The sequence below is a fragment of the Acidobacteriota bacterium genome (assembly GCA_035471785.1).
GTDB lineage: Bacteria > Acidobacteriota > UBA6911 > RPQK01 > DATIPO01 > JANQFM01.
In genome coordinates this window covers 1-20,862 of record DATIPQ010000158.1, presented here as the reverse complement: position 1 = coordinate 20,862, position 20,862 = coordinate 1, and the positions used below count along the sequence as shown (strand labels likewise).

15 protein-coding genes are annotated in these 20,862 nt (G+C 62.2%); 10 read left to right on the top strand and 5 right to left on the bottom strand.

What is annotated here, in order from left to right:
* Positions 1–38 precede the first annotated feature (38 nt).
* A complete protein-coding gene (locus VLU25_22435) occupies positions 39–797 on the bottom strand; it encodes a DUF1499 domain-containing protein (protein HSR70700.1) in 759 nt (252 codons plus the stop codon).
* Between the two features lie 149 nt (positions 798–946).
* On the opposite strand from VLU25_22435, the gene VLU25_22430 reads away from it, so the two are divergent.
* From VLU25_22430 to VLU25_22415, 4 genes are all read left to right on the top strand, one after another.
* Positions 947–3,067 carry a S9 family peptidase gene (locus tag VLU25_22430; protein ID HSR70699.1) on the top strand — a complete coding sequence of 707 codons (2,121 nt, stop codon included), beginning with the start codon at positions 947–949 and terminating at the stop codon, positions 3,065–3,067.
* Between the two features lie 530 nt (positions 3,068–3,597).
* Positions 3,598–4,239, top strand: coding sequence for a DUF2911 domain-containing protein (locus VLU25_22425; protein HSR70698.1), 642 nt, complete (start codon positions 3,598–3,600; stop codon positions 4,237–4,239).
* A gap of 4 nt (positions 4,240–4,243) precedes the next feature.
* Positions 4,244–5,146 (top strand): hypothetical protein, encoded by a 903-nt coding sequence (locus tag VLU25_22420; protein HSR70697.1) that lies wholly within the window; start codon positions 4,244–4,246, stop codon positions 5,144–5,146.
* A 466-nt stretch (positions 5,147–5,612) separates the two neighbouring features.
* Positions 5,613–6,458: a thioredoxin family protein gene (locus VLU25_22415; GenBank protein HSR70696.1), complete on the top strand. Its 846-nt coding sequence runs from the start codon at positions 5,613–5,615 to the stop codon at positions 6,456–6,458.
* Positions 6,459–6,901: 443 nt separating this feature from the next.
* Here VLU25_22415 and VLU25_22410 read toward each other — a convergent pair whose 3' ends face one another.
* Positions 6,902–7,792: an MBL fold metallo-hydrolase gene (locus tag VLU25_22410; protein HSR70695.1), complete on the bottom strand. Its 891-nt coding sequence runs from the start codon at positions 7,790–7,792 to the stop codon at positions 6,902–6,904.
* On the bottom strand, positions 7,789–9,663 hold the full coding sequence (locus VLU25_22405; GenBank protein HSR70694.1) for a CRTAC1 family protein: 1,875 nt from the start codon (positions 9,661–9,663) through the stop codon (positions 7,789–7,791). Before VLU25_22405 ends, VLU25_22410 begins: the two co-directional genes overlap by 4 nt.
* Positions 9,664–9,747: 84 nt before the next feature.
* On the opposite strand from VLU25_22405, the gene VLU25_22400 reads away from it, so the two are divergent.
* The 6 genes from VLU25_22400 (at position 9,748) to VLU25_22375 (ending at position 20,250) form a co-directional block, all read left to right on the top strand.
* Positions 9,748–12,162, top strand: coding sequence for a CRTAC1 family protein (locus VLU25_22400; GenBank protein HSR70693.1), 2,415 nt, complete (start codon positions 9,748–9,750; stop codon positions 12,160–12,162).
* A 398-nt stretch (positions 12,163–12,560) separates the two neighbouring features.
* Positions 12,561–13,751: a hypothetical protein gene (locus tag VLU25_22395; protein HSR70692.1), complete on the top strand. Its 1,191-nt coding sequence runs from the start codon at positions 12,561–12,563 to the stop codon at positions 13,749–13,751.
* A gap of 259 nt (positions 13,752–14,010) precedes the next feature.
* The gene (locus VLU25_22390) at positions 14,011–16,215 is read left to right on the top strand and encodes a PQQ-binding-like beta-propeller repeat protein (GenBank protein ID HSR70691.1); all 2,205 of its coding nucleotides are present in this window, start codon (positions 14,011–14,013) and stop codon (positions 16,213–16,215) included.
* Positions 16,212–17,648 carry a PQQ-binding-like beta-propeller repeat protein gene (locus tag VLU25_22385; protein ID HSR70690.1) on the top strand — a complete coding sequence of 479 codons (1,437 nt, stop codon included), beginning with the start codon at positions 16,212–16,214 and terminating at the stop codon, positions 17,646–17,648. Before VLU25_22390 ends, VLU25_22385 begins: the two co-directional genes overlap by 4 nt.
* Before the next feature lie 9 nt (positions 17,649–17,657).
* Complete coding sequence (msrB, locus tag VLU25_22380; protein ID HSR70689.1) at positions 17,658–18,059, top strand: peptide-methionine (R)-S-oxide reductase MsrB; 402 nt, start codon at positions 17,658–17,660, stop codon at positions 18,057–18,059.
* A gap of 367 nt (positions 18,060–18,426) precedes the next feature.
* Complete coding sequence (locus VLU25_22375; GenBank protein HSR70688.1) at positions 18,427–20,250, top strand: carbohydrate-binding module family 20 domain-containing protein; 1,824 nt, start codon at positions 18,427–18,429, stop codon at positions 20,248–20,250.
* Positions 20,251–20,324: 74 nt separating this feature from the next.
* Here VLU25_22375 and VLU25_22370 read toward each other — a convergent pair whose 3' ends face one another.
* Positions 20,325–20,585 carry a hypothetical protein gene (locus VLU25_22370; GenBank protein ID HSR70687.1) on the bottom strand — a complete coding sequence of 87 codons (261 nt, stop codon included), beginning with the start codon at positions 20,583–20,585 and terminating at the stop codon, positions 20,325–20,327.
* 7 nt (positions 20,586–20,592) lie between these two features.
* A partial coding sequence (locus tag VLU25_22365) for an ankyrin repeat domain-containing protein (protein HSR70686.1) occupies positions 20,593–20,862 on the bottom strand: 270 nt, incomplete at its 5' end.

The following is a 20,862-nucleotide window of genomic DNA, read 5'->3' as shown; positions in this document are numbered from 1 at the left end:
TGCGCCGCGGGCTTTCTTCCGCGCTCCTCTGGGAATTCTTACGATGAGGGAGGATTCTCCACTCGTTTCAGGAAATTGCGGACGCGTTCGGCGTTGGTACCGAAGTCGCTTCGCCCCACCCGTGAGGTGGATCGGACATCGACTATCGATCCGCCCTGGGGGTGAGGACGCACACGTACGCTGACGTCGTCCTCGAAGGCGAAAAAAGCCGTCCGGTCATAAGCCTCGAATCGCATCAAGGCATGATTCGACCAGGTCGTCGACCAACCCAGGTCGTGGGCGGCCTGCAGGGCCCGTTTGAAAGCTTCCGCGGGCGCCGCTTCCAGCCGCAAGGTTTCGATGTCGGGATAAGCCTCACGCTGCAAGGCAGGCGTGTCAGGGCTTCCATGGGGATAGGCCAGATCCCGTCCCCCATTGGCGGGCATATGCACGGCTTGCTCGAAGGCCGGCGGATCTTCCATGTCGGTGGCGATATCGTGGATGGCCGGTACGCGCGAGCCCATCGCCACCGCCGCCACGATGACGGCCAGCATGGCCAGCGAAAGCAGCAGGGCCGACTTGGCGGCTCCGCTGCCCGCCTTGGCGCCACGGGCGGCCCACAGCCCGGCCAGGGAAAGGATGAGTCCCAGCACGCCTCCCACGACCGCCGCGCCCATGAAGAGGATGAATCCTGTCAGCGGACGCCACAGTCCCCAATGCGTTCCCGCCGGTCCCGCCGCCAGAACCAGCAATGCCAGCAGGACGATGGCCAAACCTGCTGCTTGAACCGCCTTCGATTCCTTTCCCATGGCAACCATGAAAGCATATCTCTCAAGCCGGCGACAATCCTCGGCCTCCCGGTCGGTCCGCTTGCACATTCAAAGCTCGGAACATTGCCTGCGGGCCTCTGATCGGCTAGCCTTTTCAGCAGCGAATGCATGCTATTTCATCCAGGGAGAAGACACTCATGAAACGCGATTGGAAAGACCTTTGCGGGGGCGGGGCAACCCTGTCCGCGATTCTCTTGGCCGTGCTGCTGGTGGTGCAGGGACCGGCCCTGTCGGCCGGCGACAAGCGCATGACCATCGAAGACGCGCTGGCCTTCAAGAACGTGGGCAACCCGTTCTGGGGACCGCAAGGCGAGTGGGTCTATTACTCGCTGCGCGAGTGGGACCGGGAAGGGAACCGCTACCTCACGCAGGTGTGGCGCGTCCCAGCCGAAGGAGGCGAGGCCCAGCAGATGACCCGTCACGACGAGGGTGTAGGCAACGCCCGGGTGTCCCCCGACGGACGCTTTCTGGCCTACGTCTCCAGCCGCAAGGACGGCGAGGACGACAAGACCGAGGGGGGACAGATCTGGCTGCTGCCGCTGAGCGCCGGCGAACCTTACCGCCTGACTCAGGCCGAGAACGGGGTCAGCGACTATGCCTGGGCTCCCGACGGAAAGTCCATCGTCTACTCCAGCCGCGATCATTACTTCGACAAGGAAACCCGCGAGCGGCGCAAGAAGGACAAAGACGACGCCGTGGTGGTGGACGCCGACCATGGATGGACCCAGCTCTGGCACATCGCCCTGGACGGCTCCGAGGCCAGGCGCCTGACCGAAGGCGCCTTCGACGCCTCCAATCCCGAGTTTTCTCCTGACGGCAAACACGTCGTCTACGTCTACGATCAGCAGGGAGACCAGCCCAGTTCCTGGCACCACATCGACGACAACCTGGAATCGGATCTCTACCTGCTCTCGCTGGACGCCGAAGAAGCAGGGCCGGGCAAGAACCTGACCCCCGGTCCCGGACAGGTGTCCTCGCCCCGCTTCTCGCCCGACGGCAGGCGGCTCTCCTTCAGCGCCAGCGAAGAGGCCGGCTTCGCCGTCAAGAGCGACCTCATGGTGCTGGAACTAGAGTCGGGCCGGAGCTGGAACGCCGCGCCCGATGCCGACGATTCCATCGGCGGGGCCAAATGGACGCCGGACGGCCGGTGGCTGCTCTACACCCAGCCCGAGGGACTCTACACTCACCTCTTTCGCGTCTCTGCCAGCGGCGGCTCGCCCGAGATGCTCATCGGAGGCACGGGCATGGACGGCGGCGCCGTGGAAGTCTCTCCCGGCGGCAGCGGCTTGGTCTACCTTAAAAACGACCCGCTGCGCCCCTCTGACTTGTGGACGCGCCCGCTTCAGGCGGCTGCCGATACCTCCGACGCGGCCCAGTTGACCGACGTCAATCCCCAGATCACCGACTTCGCCCTGGCTGAGTCGCGTCCCCTGAGCTGGAAGGCCGAGGACGGGCTCGACATCGAGGGCGTGCTGGTCTTGCCCCTCGACTACCAGGAAGGACAGCGCTATCCGCTCATCCTGCAGATCCACGGCGGACCTACGGGACGCCACAGCCATGGCTTCAACAACCGCGGCTCCCAACTCTGGGCCGCGCGCGGATTCGCCCTCCTGCAGCCCAACCCGCGCGGCAGCACCGGCTACGGATTCGAATTCACCCAGCTCAATCAGAACGACTGGGGCGGCATGGACTTTCACTCCGACGACATGAAGGGCGTCGACAAGGTCATCGAGATGGGCATCGCCGATCCCGACAAGATGGCCATTATGGGAGGCAGCTACGGCGGCTTCACCACCTTCTGGGCCGTCACCCAGACCGACCGCTTCAAAGCCGCCATCGGACACGCCGCCATCAGCGACTGGTACAGCTTCTACGGCCAGACCGACATTCCCCAGTACCTGAAATGGGGCTTCGGAGGGCACGGATGGGACCGCAAGGAGGTCTACACCAGGTGGTCGCCCTATGAGTTCGCCTCCCAGGTCACCACGCCTCTCATGATCACTCACGGAGAGCGCGACCAGCGCGTGCCCATCGCTCAGGCTGAGCAGTACTACACGGCGCTCAAGAAGATGGGCAAGGAAGTGATCTTCGTCCGCTACCCGCGCGAGGGTCACGGCATCCGCGAGCCCAACCACGTGATCGACCTGCAAGGCCGCCAGGAGCGCTGGATCGACCGGCACCTGGACATCGAGCGCCCTGAGCCTGTCGAGGAAGAGGAGATGGGCAAGGACAAAGTCGAAACCGCTACCGGCGGCTAGGCCCGGTCAAGCCCGAGGTCGTTTCAGGCGGTTTTTGCTTGAACTTGTCAGAGGTTAGAGGCAGAATAAGTATCAAGGTCCATCGCCGAGATGGCGGTTCCGGTCGACCTCGGGCGGTCGAGGGGCCGGGCGGAAAGGGGTTCCGCCGATTGTGGGAACGCCCGGAAAGGAGGTGATCTAGTGAGTAGCAGTAATTTATGGAGTTTGATGGAGGTGGCGACCTCGTAAGAGGCCTCCTTTAGCGCGTGGCGCTAACGGGCAGTCCCCCCTGCGGGGAACCCCTCGCCACCACATTGAACCACCTTGGCCCCGGCCGTTCACGACGGACCGGGGCCTTTTTTTGTGCCTTTCAGCTGGACGGTTCGTTCCTCATTCTCGCGATTTCAGCACAACTGCCGCCTGGCCACGCACATGCTGTCACGTATCCGATTTTTGTATGAGAAGAAGGAAGCATATTGTTGTTGACAGGTTTTGGTTTTAGATGCGATGCTATTTTTATAACTAAGGCTAGATAAATAAGGAGTAAACATATGTACAAAACAGGAAAGGTGAGAATTTCACTTCTCGCGATAGTTCTGACTGGCTGGTTCCTCAGTTACCAGTCATTCGGATTCTCACAGGAATTGACATCGCTAGGGTCGCATGTGGGATCGAATCAGGATCTAGTGACCGCCGATTTCGAGTACTCGTCGATTGTGGAAGGAAAGCGCGCACGGACGTCCATGGAAAGGTGCGGCCAACTCATCTTAGGGCTTGACTACGCCAAACCCCTATTTGTCAACCGCGACTTGGACGTCCTCCCCAGAGGATTTGTCTGGTCGATCGGCAAGGGAATGCCGGCGAGGATGAAAGTGAACAGCGACGTCGTTTTTGGCGCCGATGTGCTTGTACAGCCCGGAGTGTATTTTCTTTCCCTACGACATGACGGCGATGGCCAATGGTCACTTCTCGCCACACGGATCGGAAGGGGCATTGAGTATCGGGCCGAAGAAGGTGAGACCCTTGTCATCCCGATGAGTAGTCGCGCAACCGCCGAGTTTCAGGATGAACTCCGCTTACGGCTCACTCCCGGGCAGGAATCTTCAGCTCAGTTCGAGATTCTTTGGGGTCCGCATTCGGTGGCGACTTCATTGCTCCAAGTTGGCGCAACCTCCAAACTCGGGTGCAGGTAGGTTCATGAATCGGCCGCGACTCACCGTACTGATCGTATTCCTTGTCGTCCTGTGCCTCATGTTGGGCTTGGTCATCTATCGCCAGTATCAGGGCGTTCAGTGGGAGACTACCGAACGCGAGGCGGTGGGGCCTGCCCGAGGAGGTTTCTCGGCCCAAGATTCTACGGAGGCCGGAACCACCGACTCCGAAAGACGATCGTCTAAGGAAGCGCGATTTTTGCCTGGTCAGGCAAGAAGAGCCCGTTACGTCTTCTCCTTCCGAGGAAACCGCAGCTTCGCGGCCAACGTGCTGGCATCCTCGATCGCTCTGCCCTTTGAGATGCCGGAAGAGCAAGAATTGGCCAAGCTAGTTTCGGCCGGCCTCGATACCTTTTACGACAGGCACGGGTATCTCGATTTTCAGCTCACTGAAATCGACATCTCCCTTGGAGCCCCCGTCCACATCTCCTGTCAGATTACCGAAGGACCGCAATACACCTTTGGTTCCATTTCGCTACTTGCGGAAGATGAGGAGATCGTCCGGGCGCTGGAGGAGGCCTCGAAACCCGGCATGCCCGCAGACGTCGCGCGGCTGAGGTCCGTTCTGAGCGAGATGGCAAGAAGCCATCGAGATCAAGGCTTTCTCGACTTTCGAAGAGGGATTGAGGTAGCAAAGAACCGGTCCACGGCCTCGTTCGAATTCGATATCGTTGTTGAGCGCGGCCCCAGGTACAAGGTTGGAGAGGTCATCTTTCCCCCCGAACTCCCTGAGCTTTTGCCCCTTCGCTCACTGAAGGGCCAGCCTTTCAACAAGTCCCTCATTGAATTCTACCTCGACCAAGCAGAACTGTCGTGGGATGCCGTGAGCCTCGAGAAGGATTTTTGGGATGAAACTGTCAAAATAAGTATCAATGCCCCAAGTCAATAGGAGGTAAGAGAATGAAAAGAATCATACTCTGTATTCTGGCCCTAATGCTACTGAGCACGATAGGCCTCATTACGCAGGTCGGCGGCCAAAACGCTTGCTATTCGGATGGTTGCGATGAATTAGGTTGCGCTGGCGGACAAGGCGCCTGTCAGGCAAACGGAACTTGCTGTATCAACTGCAGTCCCACGCCGGGCGATTACTGTCTCGACAGAGGAGAAGACGCCGCTCAACAATGCCCTGTCTCTTAGTGCTCAGAGTCTCCGTCGTGGAAGAGCGGGGAACCCCTCGCCACCACATTGAACCACCTTGGCCCCGGCCGTTCACGACGGGACCGGGGCCTTTTTTTGTGCCTGCGAGTCGCCGCAGCGCGTCTTTGATTTGGTGAAAGCATGCACGGCAGGTATACTGATTGAGATCAAGATTGGTTTTTGACGGATCACGCCTTGATTCAAAGAAGGAGTCCGACATGACCCCCCGCATTGCTCTTCTTTGTCTCTTTCTCCTCTGCGCTCTTTTCCCGCCAAGTCTGGTGGCCGGTTCCGGCGAGGTGGAGTGGGTGCGCCACTACGGCACGGGACTTGAGCAGGCCAAGGAGTTGGGCCGTCCCGTGATCATCGAGTTCTGGGCCGATTGGTGTCCGCCCTGCCGGCAAATGGAACGCGAGGTCTGGCCTGACGACAAGGTCGTCGAGCTTTCCAAGAAATTCGTCCTCATCTCGGTGGACACGGACCGGGACAACGGTACCGCCCGCCGCTTTCAAGTCAATGTCTTGCCCACCATCGTCTTTGCCGACCCCTGGGGCAACGCCATCAACCGCCACGAGGGCTATCTTCACGCCAACAGCCTGATCTCGATGATGGAGGCCTTCCCCGAAGATTTCTCCCAGATCAGCGAGTGGCTGGCCATCCTGGACAAGGACGGCAAGGACCTGCAAGCGCTGACCCGAATCGGCCAGTACTATCGCGATTTGGGCGTGGTCGACTTGAGCAACCGCTACCTGGAGCGGGCGGTCAAGAGCAAGCAAGCCGATTCCAAGCCCGAATTGAAGGAGAACCTGCGCATATGGATCGGCCTCAACCACCTCAAAATGGCCGAGAACAAGAAGGCCCGCAAGAGCTTCGAGCGCTGCCTCAAGGAGTTCCCTGACGGGTCCCAATGCGATAAGGCCATGCTGGGCGTGGTCACCGCCTTGCTGCAGGAGGGCAAGCTCGATCAGGCCCAGGAGTGGTACCAGCAACTGGCCCTCAAATTCCCCGAGTCCAACGCCGCTCAGCAAGCCGCCCGCAACATTGAAATGGTGCGCGGGCGCTGATCCCTTCCGCCGAGCGGCTCTACCGGCTCTTCGCTTTTGAGGGTCTACCTCGACCTGGCGGCCATCGAGCCCAGCTTGCGGGACGACCCGCGGCTCAAGTGTTCCCTCAAGAGGGTGTCGCAAAAGTCCTCAATATGACACCTCGATGGCCCGTTATTCCACCCTTTCAGGGTTCCTTTAGAGTTACTTCCATAACCCAGGGTGCCGCTCGGGGCGCTTCGCACCCTCGCTTTACCCTGGGCTAAACAAATTGCACCCCTTCGGGGTTCTCAAAGAGCAATATAGTGCTCCTGGAGACGCTTTGCGGCTGGTTGGGACTGTACTTTTGCGACACCCTCTCAAAGCATCCGTGATTCCTGGCGGCAGGGCGCTCAACGCCATCCCTACCGGGCCGACCCTGAAGAGCGCCGATTGCGCTTTCACAGAACTCATGACCGGCAGCACTAGGCCTGGGCGGCTTGCTGCCAGTAGCGCAGGATGCCGGTTACCGACATTTCCAGGGGGTTGGCGGTGTGGTAGCGGGTGATGATTTCTTCGTCGGTGCCGCAACTGCGGGCCCTCTCGATATTCCATTCGGTATAGGCTTTGACCAGTTCCTCATAGGAAAGGCGCTGCATGCGTTCGCGTACGAAGCGGGCCGAGTCCTGGATGAGCTGCTTGAGGGAGGTGAGTTGCTGGTCCGCCTCGTCGACACGGCCGAAGTGGGTCGGGTAGATGGCCCTGAAGTCTTCTGATCGCAGGCGGTCGATGGTGGCGTTCCAGGCCGGCACGTCGAATTCGGGCGGCGGGGCGGGAAGCTCGACCAGGGTGCTTCCAGGCAGGCGGATGCCGGCGGCGTCTCCGGTAAAGGCCACCTCCTGCAGGCGGAACGTGTGGTGATGGCGGGCGTGGCCCTGGGTCTGAATGGCGGTGAACTTGGCGCCGGCGGCCTCCACGACGTCGCCGTCCCGCAGTGAAACCACCTTGTCTTGGGGGCAGGGAAGCACCTCGCCCCATAACTTGTCCATCATGTCGCCGTAGATTCGCGCGGCGCTTTTCAGCAGCGCCGCTGGCGAGACCAGGTGACGGGCTCCGATCACGTGGACGTAGACGGTGGCTCCGTTGCGGGCCCACCAGCCGGCGGCTCCGGCGTGGTCGAGATGGATGTGAGTGACCAGCAGATGGCGGATGTCGTCCTCGCTGAATCCCAGCCGCCTGATTTCGCCGCGCAGGCGGTCCAGCGTGGAGGCGGGACCGCACTCGACCAGCACGGGACCCTGGGGAGCCTCCACCAGGTAGGAGGCGATGGCTTGCTCGATGCCCTGAAAGCGGAGATCGATGGTGTGAATCTTCATGGCTGCTTGATGATGGTCACTTCCTGATCGACGGCTACGTCGGAAACTTCTTGCACGCTGCCGTCGGGCCAGATGACCTTGAGCGACTCGATGGAGGCGTTTCTTCCCAGCCCGAAGGTGACGGGCAGTTCCATTTGGCTGAGATAACTGCGCGTGGGCATGACCGGGCGGCGTTGGCGGATTCCGGCCGAGGTCGCCTCTACCCAGGCTCCCAGTGCGTGGACGTTGGGGGCTGGAGCGCGCAAACGCACGCGCAGCCAGTGATTGCCCAGCGACTGGTCGTTTCGCAGCAGCAGAGGGGGCCGTCCGGTCTGGGTGAGAACGACGTCCAGGTCGCCGTCGCCGTCGATGTCGGCGTAAGCGGCGCCCCGTCCCACGATGGGACGCGCCAGATCGCCCACTGTCTGGGGGTCGACTTCGGCGAAGACCGCCGCCTCGGGATTGCCCTGGTTCCAGAAGAGCTGAGCCGGCTGCTCATAGGTCTGCGAGGCCTGTACTTCGGTGATTTCTTCTTCCAGGTGGCCGTTGGCCTGCAGCAAATCGAGGCGTCCGTCCAGGTCGTAGTCGAAAAAGAAGAGTCCGAAGCTGAGCCTGAGGCGGGAGGGAGAGCCGATGCCCTCGCCGATGGCCTCGTCGGCGAACCACATGGGTTCGTCCTGCGACACGTAGAGCGAGGACATTTCGTTGGCGAAGTTTCCGATGCCGATGGCCAGGGCGTCGGTGTTGCGGTGATAGCCGGCGTCGATGCCCATGGCCCCGGTGGCATTGCCGTTGAAGTCGTAGGCGATTCCCGCCAGGTCTCCGATTTCCAGGAAGGTGCCGTCGCCCTGATTCTCGAAGAGGAAGTTCTGCACCGTATCGTTGGCCACCGCCACGTCGATGTCGCCGTCGCCGTCCAGGTCGAGGGTCAGCAGCGCCAGCGACTTGGCCATGGGCTGGCCGGTGGCCGGATTGTCGACCTGCACTCCGGCTTGGGCCGAGGCGTCGGTGAAGGTGCCGTCTCCGTTGTTGAGGTAGAAGTAGGGATAGGTTCCGGCGTAGCTGTTGGGCGGACCGTAGGCCCGATCGGTGCCGTTGAGCGTGAAGTTGAGGTCGAGATCGATCTGGCGCGTCCACCGCACGTAGTTGCAGACGAAGAGGTCGAGGTCTCCGTCGCCGTCGGCGTCGAAGAATCCAGCCGAGGAACTCCACTCATCGTCCGCGCCGGCCACTCCTGCTCTGGAGGTGACGTCGCTGAAGCGTCCGCCGTCGTTGCGCAGCAGGCGGTTGGAGCCGACGGCGGTCACGAAAAGGTCGAGGTCGCCGTCCCCGTCGTAGTCCCCCACGGCCACGCCCATCCCGTAAAAGGACTCGTTGAATCCGGCCTGACGGGTGACGTCGCTGAAGCGTCCTCGGCCCTCGTTGCGGTAGAGCACCAGCGACGGATCGGGATCGGGACGGGCCGACCAGGCCCAATCGCTGGAGTTGACGAAGAGCAGGTCCTGGTCGCCGTCCCCGTCGTAGTCCAAGAAGGCCACGCCTCCGCCCATGGTCTCGGGCAGATACTTGTCTCCGCGGGCGCCGTTCTCATGCGAGAAATCGATGCCGGCCTCTGCGGTGATGTCGGTGAAACTGACCTGGGGGACGCCTTCGCCGCCCTGCTGCAGGGTCCGGGGAGCGGAGGTCTCGATGGGGCGGACGGTATCTTGCGGCGCGTCCTCTCGGCTCAGAAAGTAGATGCCGAGGCCCACCGCGGCGATCACCACAATGACCAGCAGCGACCAGCGGAAGGCGGTGCCGATTACGGTGTCGTCTTCATCCACCCATTCCTGTGCCTCTTCGGGTTCATGCGCTTCTTGGGGATTCTCGTTGTAGGGATTCTTTTCAGTCATGGTTCAGGCTAGTCATTATGCACGATCCTCTCGCCGGGGGCGGCAAGGCAGGGGAGGGGATGGGGTATAATCGGCGCCGTTCCCATGAAATCCAGGAAAAAATGGATACCCGGATTGGCGGTAGTGGCGGCCTTGTTGCTGGCGCTTTACGGGGGCGTGCAATTGATCGACGCCCAGGAGCGCCTCTACTTCCGCCGCGGACGCGCCGTCGACGATGCCCTGAAGATGTGGGCCCGCGGATTGGCGCAACAGGACTTCTCGGTGCTGCAGGACCTCTACGCGCTCGATTTCCGCGGCGCCCGCCTGGGACTGCTCTCGCCTCCCCTTTCCCATGAAGAGCATGGATTGATCACCTACACCTTCCTGGCCGAAGCGGCTGACGCCGAGCGCGAGGCGGCGCTGCAGGAGTGGCGCCGGTACCTGGAAGGCTTCCAGTCCATCGACAGCGTCCAGGCTCATATTGTCGACTTTCAGCAGTGGCAGGAGGACTCGGCATTAGGGGCCTCGGTGCGGCTGCGGGTGGTGGGGCGGCGCGGCGATCCGGCCGTCACCGTCATCGACCGCATGCTGATGTCGCTGGATTTCACCGCCGTCCAGGAACGGGTGCAGATCACCCGCATGCGCCTCACCTCGGGCGAACGGGTGACCGGACAACCCCTCTTCGAAGATGTCGCCGGGGCTGCGGGTCTGGGTGCCGACGCCTCCCCCGAGGACTCCGAAGGGGACGCTGCGGCCCGCGCTTCCTCGGCGGACGCGTCCTCCCTGGGCTATCCCATGGCCCGCTTCTGGGGAGCGGGGATCAGCGCCTCAGACTATGACGGCGACGGCTGGATCGACCTCTTCCTGCCCGGGGACCTGCCGCGCCTGATGCGCAACGACGGCCGGGGACGCTTTATCGGCGTCACCCGCCAAGCCGGCCTTGAAGGGCTGGGACCACTACGGCTGGGACTGCTGGCCGACTATGACAACGACGGCCACCGCGATCTTCTGCTGGTCGGAGATTCCACGGCGGGAGGAGCCGAGGGCGTCCGCCTCTGGCACAACAACGGCGACGGCAGCTTCGCCGAGGTCACCGGACGCTCAGGACTCGACAGCGGATGCTGCGTGACCGCCGCCGCCTGGGCCGACTACGACAACGACGGCCATCTCGATCTCTATCTGGGCCGCCACCTCGATCCGGCCAGCCAGTCTCCCCCAGCCTTCTACTCCCGCAACGGCATGCCCAACCAACTCTGGCGCAACCGCGGCGACGGCACCTTCGACGAGGTTGCGTCGCAGGCGGGGGTGGCCGATCAGGGGCTGTGCCTGGGCGTGGCCTGGGGAGACTACGACAACGACAACCGTCCCGACCTGTGGGTGGTCAACAACTACGGACGCAATGTGCTCTACCGAAACCTGGGCCGGCAGGGATTCGCAGACGTCTCCGGCCAGGCAGGCGTCCTGGGCTTCGGCTCGGGGCATTCCGCGGTCCTGGCCGATTTTCAGGACGACGGCCTCCTCGATCTCTTCTCGGGACGCGTGCTTTCTCCCTACGCCTGGTACGGAAAAGGTCCCACAGTGGCGGCCTTCATGCTCTCCTCGATGCGCCAAAGCCCGATCTCCGAGGCGCTCTCGCTGATCTACCAATTCACTGCCGAAGCCGGCTTCGAAATGGGTCAAGTGTTCACTCCGCGCCATCATGGCGAACTGCTTCTAGAAGCTGCTCCGGGCCCGGAAGAGGAGGCTCCGGCGGGTTTCGTCGACTCGACCTTCTCGGCCCGGCTGCTCGATTCGGGATGGATCTGGGGTGCCGCCTTCGGCGATCTCGACGCGGATGGCGATCAAGACCTGTTCATGGCGGCCGGCGGCCGGCCCGGCACCTCGGAACCCGATATCGAACTCGACTTTCTCCACGCCAAGGTGCATCGCCAGGGGGACTTCCGCAGCGGACTCCTCTTCCATCCCGCCCACTGGGACGGCCGTCCCTGGTTCGGCCAGGATTCCGCTCAATTGCTTCTCAACGACGGCGATGGAACCTTCAGGGAGATTGGCGTTCCGTCCGGCGCCGCGGTGAGCGGGCCGACACGGGGAGTGGCCCTGGCCGACTTCACCCGCAGCGGACGGCTCGATATCGCCGTATCCAGACTCTCGGGCCCGCCCGCCTTGCTCTCCAACCGCATCCCGTTCAGTGACGAAGAGGACGACGAAAGCCGGCGCGATTCCTCCCCCAATCACTGGATCGTGCTTGACCTGGTGGGGACGGAATCCTCCCGCGACCCCGTCGGTGCGCGGGTGACGCTGACGGCAGGCGGGCGCACCTGGATCAGGGAAGTCCAGGCCGGTTCGGGATACGCCTCTCAGAACATGCCCTGGCTGCATTTCGGCTTGGGCAAGAGCGATCGTATCGACGAAATCCGCGTCCGCTGGCCCCGCAGCGGGATGGAGCAAATCCTCAATCCGTTGGCCGTCGACCGTCACTATCGCGTGACCGAGGGCAACCCCCAAGTCGAGGTTTTCTAGCACATCCTAAACTTCTGGCTGGGAAATTAATCCGTGACAGAAAATTAATTAGGGAATCCGAAAGCTCTGTGCTATACTCGCCTGCAATTTAAGTGAGGCGGAGCGGGAACCGAAGTCCCCGCCCCGTTCGTTTTCCATTGGTAGGGTATTTTGGTAGGCTTTCACCGATTGTAGACGATTTACCCTGCCTTTTGGTTTCTGTTTTCCGGCGGTTTTCCGCAACTTTCCTCGCCTTAGCGGTCCGTTTTTCAAGCTAACTTCCCGTGAACAAATAGTTTATTCGTCAACTATCGGCGGGCGACTTTTTTCGCCTTTTCTGCCGTTTTGTCGGGAAAACGACTTGGCGGGGGCGGAAAAATTCGTTTGCAGGCCGGGGAAAGGCCTGCCAAAGTAGGCTCATGAGCGGCAACGGATCTCCGAGAGATGCGGATTTGACGGCGGGTGAACTGGACGATTTGATTCAACGGGTCTTCCAGCCTCAGCCGGAAGAGAGGGAGATCGCCTTCTTGACCGATCTTCCCGATGGAGAGATCGAGGACAACGACGACTGGCGCGAGCGGCGCCAACTGGCTCTGGAGTGGACGCTGCAATTGGACCAACTGGCCTCACGCACCGGCCGCAGCGCCTCTCTCCACCTTTACCGCCACACCGGCAGCAACAATGCCGATCTGCCGGAGCGGGCCTGGCTGCATGGCGCTCAGCACTCCTTGCCTTCCTGCCTTGAGGACGTCGACGGGCAAGCCTCCCTTGCCATGGAGGAGATCTATCGGCGTTTTCCCATCATCATCGCCCCCACCCAGTTCTCGGCCACTGCTCCCCTCAAACAGGCTGCCCGCCGCTTCGGTTTCCGCGGGGCGACCATGCCCGGCTTCAACCGCAAGATGATGTCCGCCCTCAAGCTCGACTGGGTAGAAGTCGACCGGCGCTGCCGCAAGATCAAGCGGGTGCTCGACGAGTCCGCTGGGGCCTCCTTCCGCTTTCGGGTGCAAGGACACGGCCAACTGGGCCTCACCCTGGACCTACGCCATCGCCAGTCCACCGCCTCGGGCGGACTGGTACCCGAGCCCGGCACTACTGGAAACCTCCCCTCGGGAGAAACCTACATCGTCCCCTACGAAGGGGAGCGCCCCGGCGATCCCAGCCGCTCGGAGGGCCTGCTGCCGGTTCAGTTCGGCGACGAGGTGGTGATCTACGTCATCCGCCAAAACCGCGCCCTAGCGGTGCAGACCCAGGGGCCCGTCTCGCAGCGCGAAGCCGAGTTGATCGAGAAGGAACCGGCTTACGCCAACCTGGCCGAGCTCGGCGTCGGCGTGCTGGCCGACTTCGGGGTCGATCCCATCGGCGTCATCCTGCTCGACGAGAAGCTGGCCGTCCACATCGCTTTCGGCCGCAGCGACCATTTCGGAGGCCAGGTTTCCCCGGCCGATTTCACCTCCCCCCGCGCCGTCGTCCACATCGACCGCGTCTACCACCCCAAGCTCCAACCCCGGGTCCACCTCGATTCGGTCACCCTTCATCTGCAATCCGGCTCGGATGTTCCGTTGGTCCGCGACGACCAATTCGTCTTCGATTTCAACTCCGGCTCCTAGTCGGATGCCGATCCTGCCGGCTGTCGATTCGGGAACTAAAGAGGCGGCCGCGCGTGACTAGGAACGGGGGACCTTGGGCTCGCCGCTAACCCCTTGTGAAACAAGGAGGTTGGGGTTTCGACCGGTTTGCTCTGCAACGGTCTGCGTGCTACTATTCGCACATGCCGCAGACCGCTCTCACGGTCTTTGCGGCACCCGTTGTCGCCTCTTGTCGTCGCCGCCTTCTGCGGCGAGCTTCAAAAGGAGAGAGAATCCCAGCATGAAATTGAAGTTGAACCTGATCGCCATCCTCCTGGCCCTGGCGTGTTTCGCGGGGACGCTCGCCGCCTCCGAGTGGCCCCATTGGCGCGGTCCTCACCAGAACGGCGTCTCCGATGAAACCGGACTCATCTCGACCTGGTCCAAGGACGGCGAGAATTTGATTTGGAAGCAACCCTTCATCGGCCGCTCCACTCCCGTCGTCTTCGACGGGCGGGTGTGCGCCAACGGACGCATCGGCGAGGGCATCGACCGCCAGGAAATGGTGGCCTGCTACGATGCCGAGACGGGCCATCAACTGTGGGAGCACCGCTTTACCGTCTACCAGACCACGGTGCCCTGGAACCGCGTGGGATGGCCCAACCTGGCGGCCGATCCCGACACCGGCTACGTCTACGTTCAGGGAGTGGCAGGCACCTTCAAGTGCCTGGACCGCCACGGCAGCGTGGTTTGGGAAAAGTCCCTGGTGGAAGAACTGGGCTTTTACTCCGGCTACGGCGGACGCACCCAGACCCCCATCGTCGATGAGGACCGCCTCATCGTCACCTTCAGCAACGCCTCCTGGGGACCGATGGCCCCTCCGCGGCACCGGGTTTTCGCCTTCGACAAGCGCACGGGAGAGGGCCTTTGGATCTCCTCGCCGGGACGCCAGCCAGCCGATCTCAACAGCCAGTCCACCCCCGTCGTGGCCGTCATCGAAGGGCGCCGCCAGCTCGTCTACGGGGGCGGCGACGGATGGATCTACAGCCTCGACGCGCGCACCGGCGAGATGCTCTGGGAGTTCCACCTCAGCCAGCGCGCCATCAACATCACAGTGGCGGTGGATGGACACACCGTCTACGCCAGCCACAGCGAAGAGAACATCGACGAGGGCACCCAGGGCCGGACGGTGGCCATCGACGCCCGCGGCACGGGCGACGTCACCGCCACCCACGAAGTCTGGCGCTCTCCCGTCTCGGCGGGATTCTCCTCCCTGATCAAGAAGGACGACCGCATTTACGTCATCGACAACTCGGCCAACCTGCACGCCCTCAACGCCGCCGACGGCCGGCATCTGTGGGAGCATTCCATCGGACGCGTGGGCAAGGGATCTCCGGTGTGGGCCGACGGCAAGATCTACGCCACCGAGGTCAACGGCATCTTCGCCATCGTCCAACCCGGGGACGATGGAGCCGTGACGCTCGACATCGAGCAGCTCAACGTGGAGTCGGGCGAGCGCTACGCCGAAATCTACGGGTCGCCAGCCATCGCTTACGGACGCATCTACTTCACCACCGAGGCCGGCATTTACTGCCTTGGAGACGCAGATGCCCCCTTCCAGGCCACCGGCTCGGGAATGGCGCCGCTGCCTTCTCCCGCCGGACCCGCTGAGATCTCCATCTCAACCCTGCGAGTGGTCCCCGCCGAAGTCCGCATCATGCGCGGCGAGAGCCGTTCGTTCAAGGCAATGGCCTTCGACCAGGCCGGCTTTCCGCTGGGAGCGCGTCAGGCTCAATGGTCGTTGCGGGGGCTGGACGGAGAGATCGATGCCGAGGGCAACTACAGGCCCGCCTCTGAGGGCACTTCCCGCTTCGGAATGGTGCAGGCCTCTATCGGCGACCTCACCCATCAGGCCTACGTGCGGGTCTACTCGCCTCTGCCGCTGGAAGAGGACTTCGAGTCCATCGAGGTGGACCAGCGTCCCGGCTATCAACTCGGGGCCCTGGCCTTTTTCGGCGTCAAGCAGCTTGAGGACGGCAACAAGGTGCTGGTCAAGAATCCGGCTCCGCGCGGCATCCACAAGCACGATTCCTTCATCGGACCGGCCCATTGGCGCAACTACACCATCCAGGCCGACCTCTATGGAACCAGGACCGGCCGCCGCGTCCCCGACATGGGGCTGGTCAATGGCGGCTACACGATGGACATGATGGCCGCCCTGCAGCAGATTCAGGTCCGCTCCTGGGCCTCTGAACTGCGCATGGCCCAAGAGGTGCCCTTCGAGTGGGAGCCCGAGCGCTGGTATACGATGAAGCTGAGAGTCGACGTGGAAGACGACAGAGCGCTCATCCGCGGCAAGGTCTGGCCCAAGGGAACGCAGGAGCCGGCTGAATGGACCATCACCGTGGAAGACCCTCATCCGGTGACCTCGGGAAGCCCCGGCATTTTCGGCTTCTCGGTGACTCCCGTCTACTATGACAACGTGAAAGTGGTGGAAAACGAATGAAGCATAATAAAGTTCTGGTTTTGACGATAAGCGCCCTGCTGCTGGCGGCGGGAGCCCTGGCCGCGGCGGCCGCCGACGAGATCGCCATGTTCGGCGGCGGACCCTCCCGCAACATGATCTCCGAAGCGACCGGATTGCCCGACAACCTCGATCCCGACGGCCCCAACCTGGTGTGGCGCCAGGCCCTGGGATCGCAGTCCTACGGCGGACCGGTGCTGGCCGACGGCATCGTCTACGTGGGCACCAACAACGAGAAGCCCCGCGATCCCCAGGTGACCGGGGACAAGGGCAACTTGATGGCCTTTCAGGCCTCTGACGGCAAATTCCTGTGGCAGCTCGTTCACGACAAGCTGCCCGAAGGACGCGTCCACGACTGGCCCCTGCAGGGCATCTGCTCGGGTCCGGCGGTGGAAGGCGACCGCCTCTGGTACGTCTCCAACCGCGCCCAGGTGGTGGCCGCCGACGTGCAAGGACTCAAGGACGGCAACGACGGTCCCTTCACCGAAGAGCAGTACACCTCGGAAGGTCATGGAGACATCCTGTGGTCGCTCGACATGATCAACGAACTCGACGTCTTCCCCCACAACCTGGCGGCCGGCAATCCGCTGGTGGTGGGTGATCTGGTCTTCACCGTGACCGGCAACGGCGTCGATGAGGGCCACGTCAACCTGCCCGCCCCCTTCGCTCCCAGCTTCATCGCCGTCAACAAGAACACCGGCGAGCTGGTCTGGGAAGACGCTTCTCCCGGAACCAAGATCCTGCACGGATCCTGGTCAAATCCCTCCTACGGAGTGGCCGGCGGCAGAGAACAGGTCGTCTTTCCCGGAGGCGACGGCTGGGTCTACTCCTTCGAGCCCAAGACCGGCAAGCTGATCTGGAAGTTCGACTGCAATCCCAAGGACTCCAAGTGGGTGCTGGGCGGAGCCGGTACCCGCAACAACATCATTTCCACCCCGGTCTTCTACAATGACCGCGTCTACGTGGGCGTGGGACAGGATCCCGAGCACGGCGAAGGTCCCGGAAACTTCTGGGTCATCGACGCCACCGGCCAAGGCGATGTCACCGGCAAGAAGGTGGTCTGGCACCGCGGAGGCGACGACTTCCACCGCACCATGTCCACCGCCGCCATCAAAGACGGAATCGTCTACATCTCCGACCTCTCGGGCTTTCTCTACGCCCTGGATGCCGACACCGGAGAAGAGTACTGGCAGCACGACGTCTTCGCCGCCGTCTGGGGATCGGCTTTCGTAGCCGACGGCAAAGTCTACCTGGGCGACGAGGACGGCGACGTGGTCATCCTCAAGCATGGCAAAGAAAAGGAAGTGATGGGCGAGTTCAACCTGGGCAACTCGGTCTATACCACCCCGGTAGCCAAGGACGGCGTCCTCTACCTCAACACCCGCACCGAACTCTTCGCCTTCAAGAACCAGTAATGGAGGCCTATGAGCGACAAAATCGAGAAGACTGAGAAAGAGTGGAAGAAGGAACTGACCCCGGAGCAGTACCACATCCTGCGCGAGAAGGGCACCGAGCGGGCCTTTAGCGGCAAGTACTGGGACACCAAGACTCCGGGGCTCTATAAGTGCGCCGGATGCGGGGAAGTGCTCTTCGATTCCTCGAGCAAGTATGACTCGGGCTCGGGATGGCCCAGCTTTTACCAGCCCGTGGACAAAGACAAGGTTGAGCTTGAAGAGGATCTGTCATTCGGAATGCGCCGTCTGGAAGTCCACTGCGCCCGTTGCGGCGCCCACTTGGGACACGTCTTTCCCGACGGCCCCAAGCCCACCGGCGAGCGCTACTGCATCAACTCGGTTTCCCTCGACCTGGAGCCCAGCACCGAATAGGGGTGGGTGAGCGTGACAGCTTCCGCTGGCGGTACTCAGGCCTGTTGGGTATCCGACTAGAAAACCGTTGACGGATCAATTAGCATAGGCAATCAGACGAGAAGGGGCTCTCGTCGGGGTCCGCGGGCGTCGAAGCGCGACTTCGGCGTCCGGGACCCGTTTGGGGCAACCTCCAAGCTTCCAAGCTCCAATTCCCAACTCACAACCCTCACAACCTTTCCCGGCCTGCTTTGCAAGCTTACGGCGGCATCTTGTTTGCGATGGCGAGACAAACTTGTTTTTAGACACTGTTTCTGGGACAATTGTCTAGATCATTTGGAGACTGTATGCGCAAGTACAACCCAAGGACACGATACTGGAGGATCGAATGAACAGACTATCCCTGACCTGCCTTTTCTGCTTGCTTGCGCTTTCCTTTACCCTCCCCGCCGCCCTGGCTCAGTCAGACCCATACGGATATCCGGCCCGCACCGCCATGGTGCAGCTCTTTGAGTGGAAATACACCGATATCGCCGAAGAGTGCGAAAACGTACTGGGTCCCAAGGGGTTCGCGGCGGTTCAGATTTCTCCACCCTCCGAGCACCGCGTGATGGCCTCCGAGGGCTATCCCTGGTGGCAGCGCTATCAGCCGGTTTCCTACTCCCTCAACAATTCCCGCTCGGGAACCCTTACCGAGTTTGTGGACATGATCGACCGCTGCAAGGACCAGGGAGTCTCGGTCTACGTCGACACGGTTATCAATCACACCACGGGACGCCTGACGGGCGGGTTCTGCGACGACGGCTCCGACGGCACCGAATACTGCGACCTCTACACCGAAGGGCTCTACAGCAGCAGCGACTTTCACCTCTACGGCCCTCCTGGCTGCGGCAGCGACAACGACATCGTGGACTTCTCCGACGCCTGGGAAGTGCGCAACTGCGAGCTGCTCAACCTGGCTGACCTGAAGACCGAGAGCAGCTATGTGCGGGGCAAGATTACCGACTACATGAACGATCTTCTCGCCCTGGGGGTGGACGGCTTTCGCATCGACGCCGCCAAGCACATCACGCCGGCCGATCTGTCCGCCATCAAGAGCGGACTCGACGACACCACCGGGGGAGCCGAACCTTACATCTACCAGGAAGTCATCGCCGATTCCGCCATTCCCGAGTCGGACTACTTTTCCATCGGAGACACCACCGAATTCACCTACAGCGAAGACCTCACCGCCGTCTTCAAGACCGGGGAACTGGAGTGGCTGGTGAATTTCGACTATCCCTCCTGGGGAGGGCTGATCGACGGGCCCTTTGCCGTCGTCTTTGTCGACAACCACGACACCCAGCGCAAGGACTCCTCCTCGCGGTCCCTCTACTACGCCGACGGGCAGGACTACTACCTGGCTTCGGCCTTCATGATGACCTGGCCCTACGGCTACGCCCGCGCCATGAGCAGCTACCACTACAGCGACTTCAACCAGGGACCTCCTTCGGATTCCTCGGGCAACACCGACGACGTCTACAACGGCGGCGGCGGCGACGACTGCAACTCCACCGACTGGGTCTGCGAGCACCGCAGTCCTTACATCGCCAACCTGGTGGGCTTCCGCAACTACGTGGTGGGCGAATCCGTCACCAACTGGTGGGACAATGGCACCGACCTCATCTCCTTTTCCCGCGGCAGCAAGGGTTGGGTGGTGATCAACAAGGAAAGCTCCGATGCCAATCAGTGGTTCGATACCAACCTGGCGGCCGGACAGTACTGCGAAGCCGTCTCGGGCGGAATCGACGGCTCCAACGCCTGCAACGGACGCACCGTGGTGGTCAACAACAGCGGATGGGCCAAGGTCAAGACCGCTTCAAACGACGTCACCGCCATCCACATCGGCGCCAAGCGCAGCATGGACTCGGGCAAGTCCTACAACCATTTCCAGTGCGAAAACGGCTCCACCAACTGGGGCGAGAACATCTACGTGGTGGGCAGCATCTCCGCCTTGGGCAGTTGGAACACGGCCAACGCCCGCATCCTCAATCCCGACCACTATCCCTACTGGCAGGCCGTGCTCGACGATCTGCCCGCCAACACCTACGTGGAGTGGAAGTGCATCAAGAAGGACTCGGGCGGCAACGTCCTGCAATGGGAGTCCGGCTCCAACAACTCCTTCACCACCGCCTCCAACGGCACCCAAACCTCGACCTACGGGGAGTTCTAGGCCCTGCATTCGTCGCCTCGCCCTCCGGTTCGCCAGGACGACTCAACGCATTGTGCGGACCGGAGGTGGCAGCGTCACTTCTCGCTCTTGCCGTAGAGATGTTGCTTGAAGTCGCCGGAGATATCGCGTTTCGGCCCTTTGAGAGGCTCATGCTTAGACATGATCTCCAGAAGTCTGTCGGCCGCGGCGCCGGGTCTGGCTTCGTGGAGACAACTCCGCAATTCCGCGACAACTTCACCGTCAACGGTGATCTGAACGCGGGTGTGTGCGTCCTTCTTGACTTTACGCACCAACTCGGGCAGCTTGCGACGAGCCTCTGTGATCGAAACCTTCATAAGGTGCTCACTCACCGACGGTCTTGGCTTGCAGCCACTGGGCCAGGTCGGTGTGGTTTTGGGACTGGGCGAAGCCGGCTGCGGTGCGGCCGTCGGCGGCGGGGATGGAGGGGTCGGCGCCGTGCTCGAGCAGCGATTCCGCCATGTCCTTGTCGCCGTGAAGGGCGGCTGAATGGAGGGCCGTGAAGCCTCCCTGCTGCTGGGCGTTGGGATCGGCTCCCGCTTTGAGCAGCATTCTTGCGATGCGCCTCCGGCTGGCGGCGTCGCCGTTGGCCAT

Excerpts from the sequence above, each read along its gene's own strand:
- VLU25_22400 (HSR70693.1), top strand. The coding sequence starts at position 9,748 with ATGAAATCCAGGAAAAAATGGATACCCGGATTGGCGGTAGTGGCGGCC.
- VLU25_22375 (HSR70688.1), top strand. The coding sequence starts at position 18,427 with ATGAACAGACTATCCCTGACCTGCCTTTTCTGCTTGCTTGCGCTTTCC.
- VLU25_22395 (HSR70692.1), top strand. The coding sequence starts at position 12,561 with ATGAGCGGCAACGGATCTCCGAGAGATGCGGATTTGACGGCGGGTGAA.
- VLU25_22370 (HSR70687.1), bottom strand. The coding sequence starts at position 20,585 with ATGAAGGTTTCGATCACAGAGGCTCGTCGCAAGCTGCCCGAGTTGGTG.
- VLU25_22405 (HSR70694.1), bottom strand. The coding sequence starts at position 9,663 with ATGACTGAAAAGAATCCCTACAACGAGAATCCCCAAGAAGCGCATGAA.
- VLU25_22390 (HSR70691.1), top strand. The coding sequence starts at position 14,011 with ATGAAATTGAAGTTGAACCTGATCGCCATCCTCCTGGCCCTGGCGTGT.
- VLU25_22430 (HSR70699.1), top strand. The coding sequence starts at position 947 with ATGAAACGCGATTGGAAAGACCTTTGCGGGGGCGGGGCAACCCTGTCC.
- VLU25_22420 (HSR70697.1), top strand. The coding sequence starts at position 4,244 with ATGAATCGGCCGCGACTCACCGTACTGATCGTATTCCTTGTCGTCCTG.
- msrB (HSR70689.1), top strand. The coding sequence starts at position 17,658 with ATGAGCGACAAAATCGAGAAGACTGAGAAAGAGTGGAAGAAGGAACTG.
- VLU25_22425 (HSR70698.1), top strand. The coding sequence starts at position 3,598 with ATGTACAAAACAGGAAAGGTGAGAATTTCACTTCTCGCGATAGTTCTG.
- VLU25_22385 (HSR70690.1), top strand. The coding sequence starts at position 16,212 with ATGAAGCATAATAAAGTTCTGGTTTTGACGATAAGCGCCCTGCTGCTG.
- VLU25_22415 (HSR70696.1), top strand. The coding sequence starts at position 5,613 with ATGACCCCCCGCATTGCTCTTCTTTGTCTCTTTCTCCTCTGCGCTCTT.
- VLU25_22410 (HSR70695.1), bottom strand. The coding sequence starts at position 7,792 with ATGAAGATTCACACCATCGATCTCCGCTTTCAGGGCATCGAGCAAGCC.
- VLU25_22435 (HSR70700.1), bottom strand. The coding sequence starts at position 797 with ATGGTTGCCATGGGAAAGGAATCGAAGGCGGTTCAAGCAGCAGGTTTG.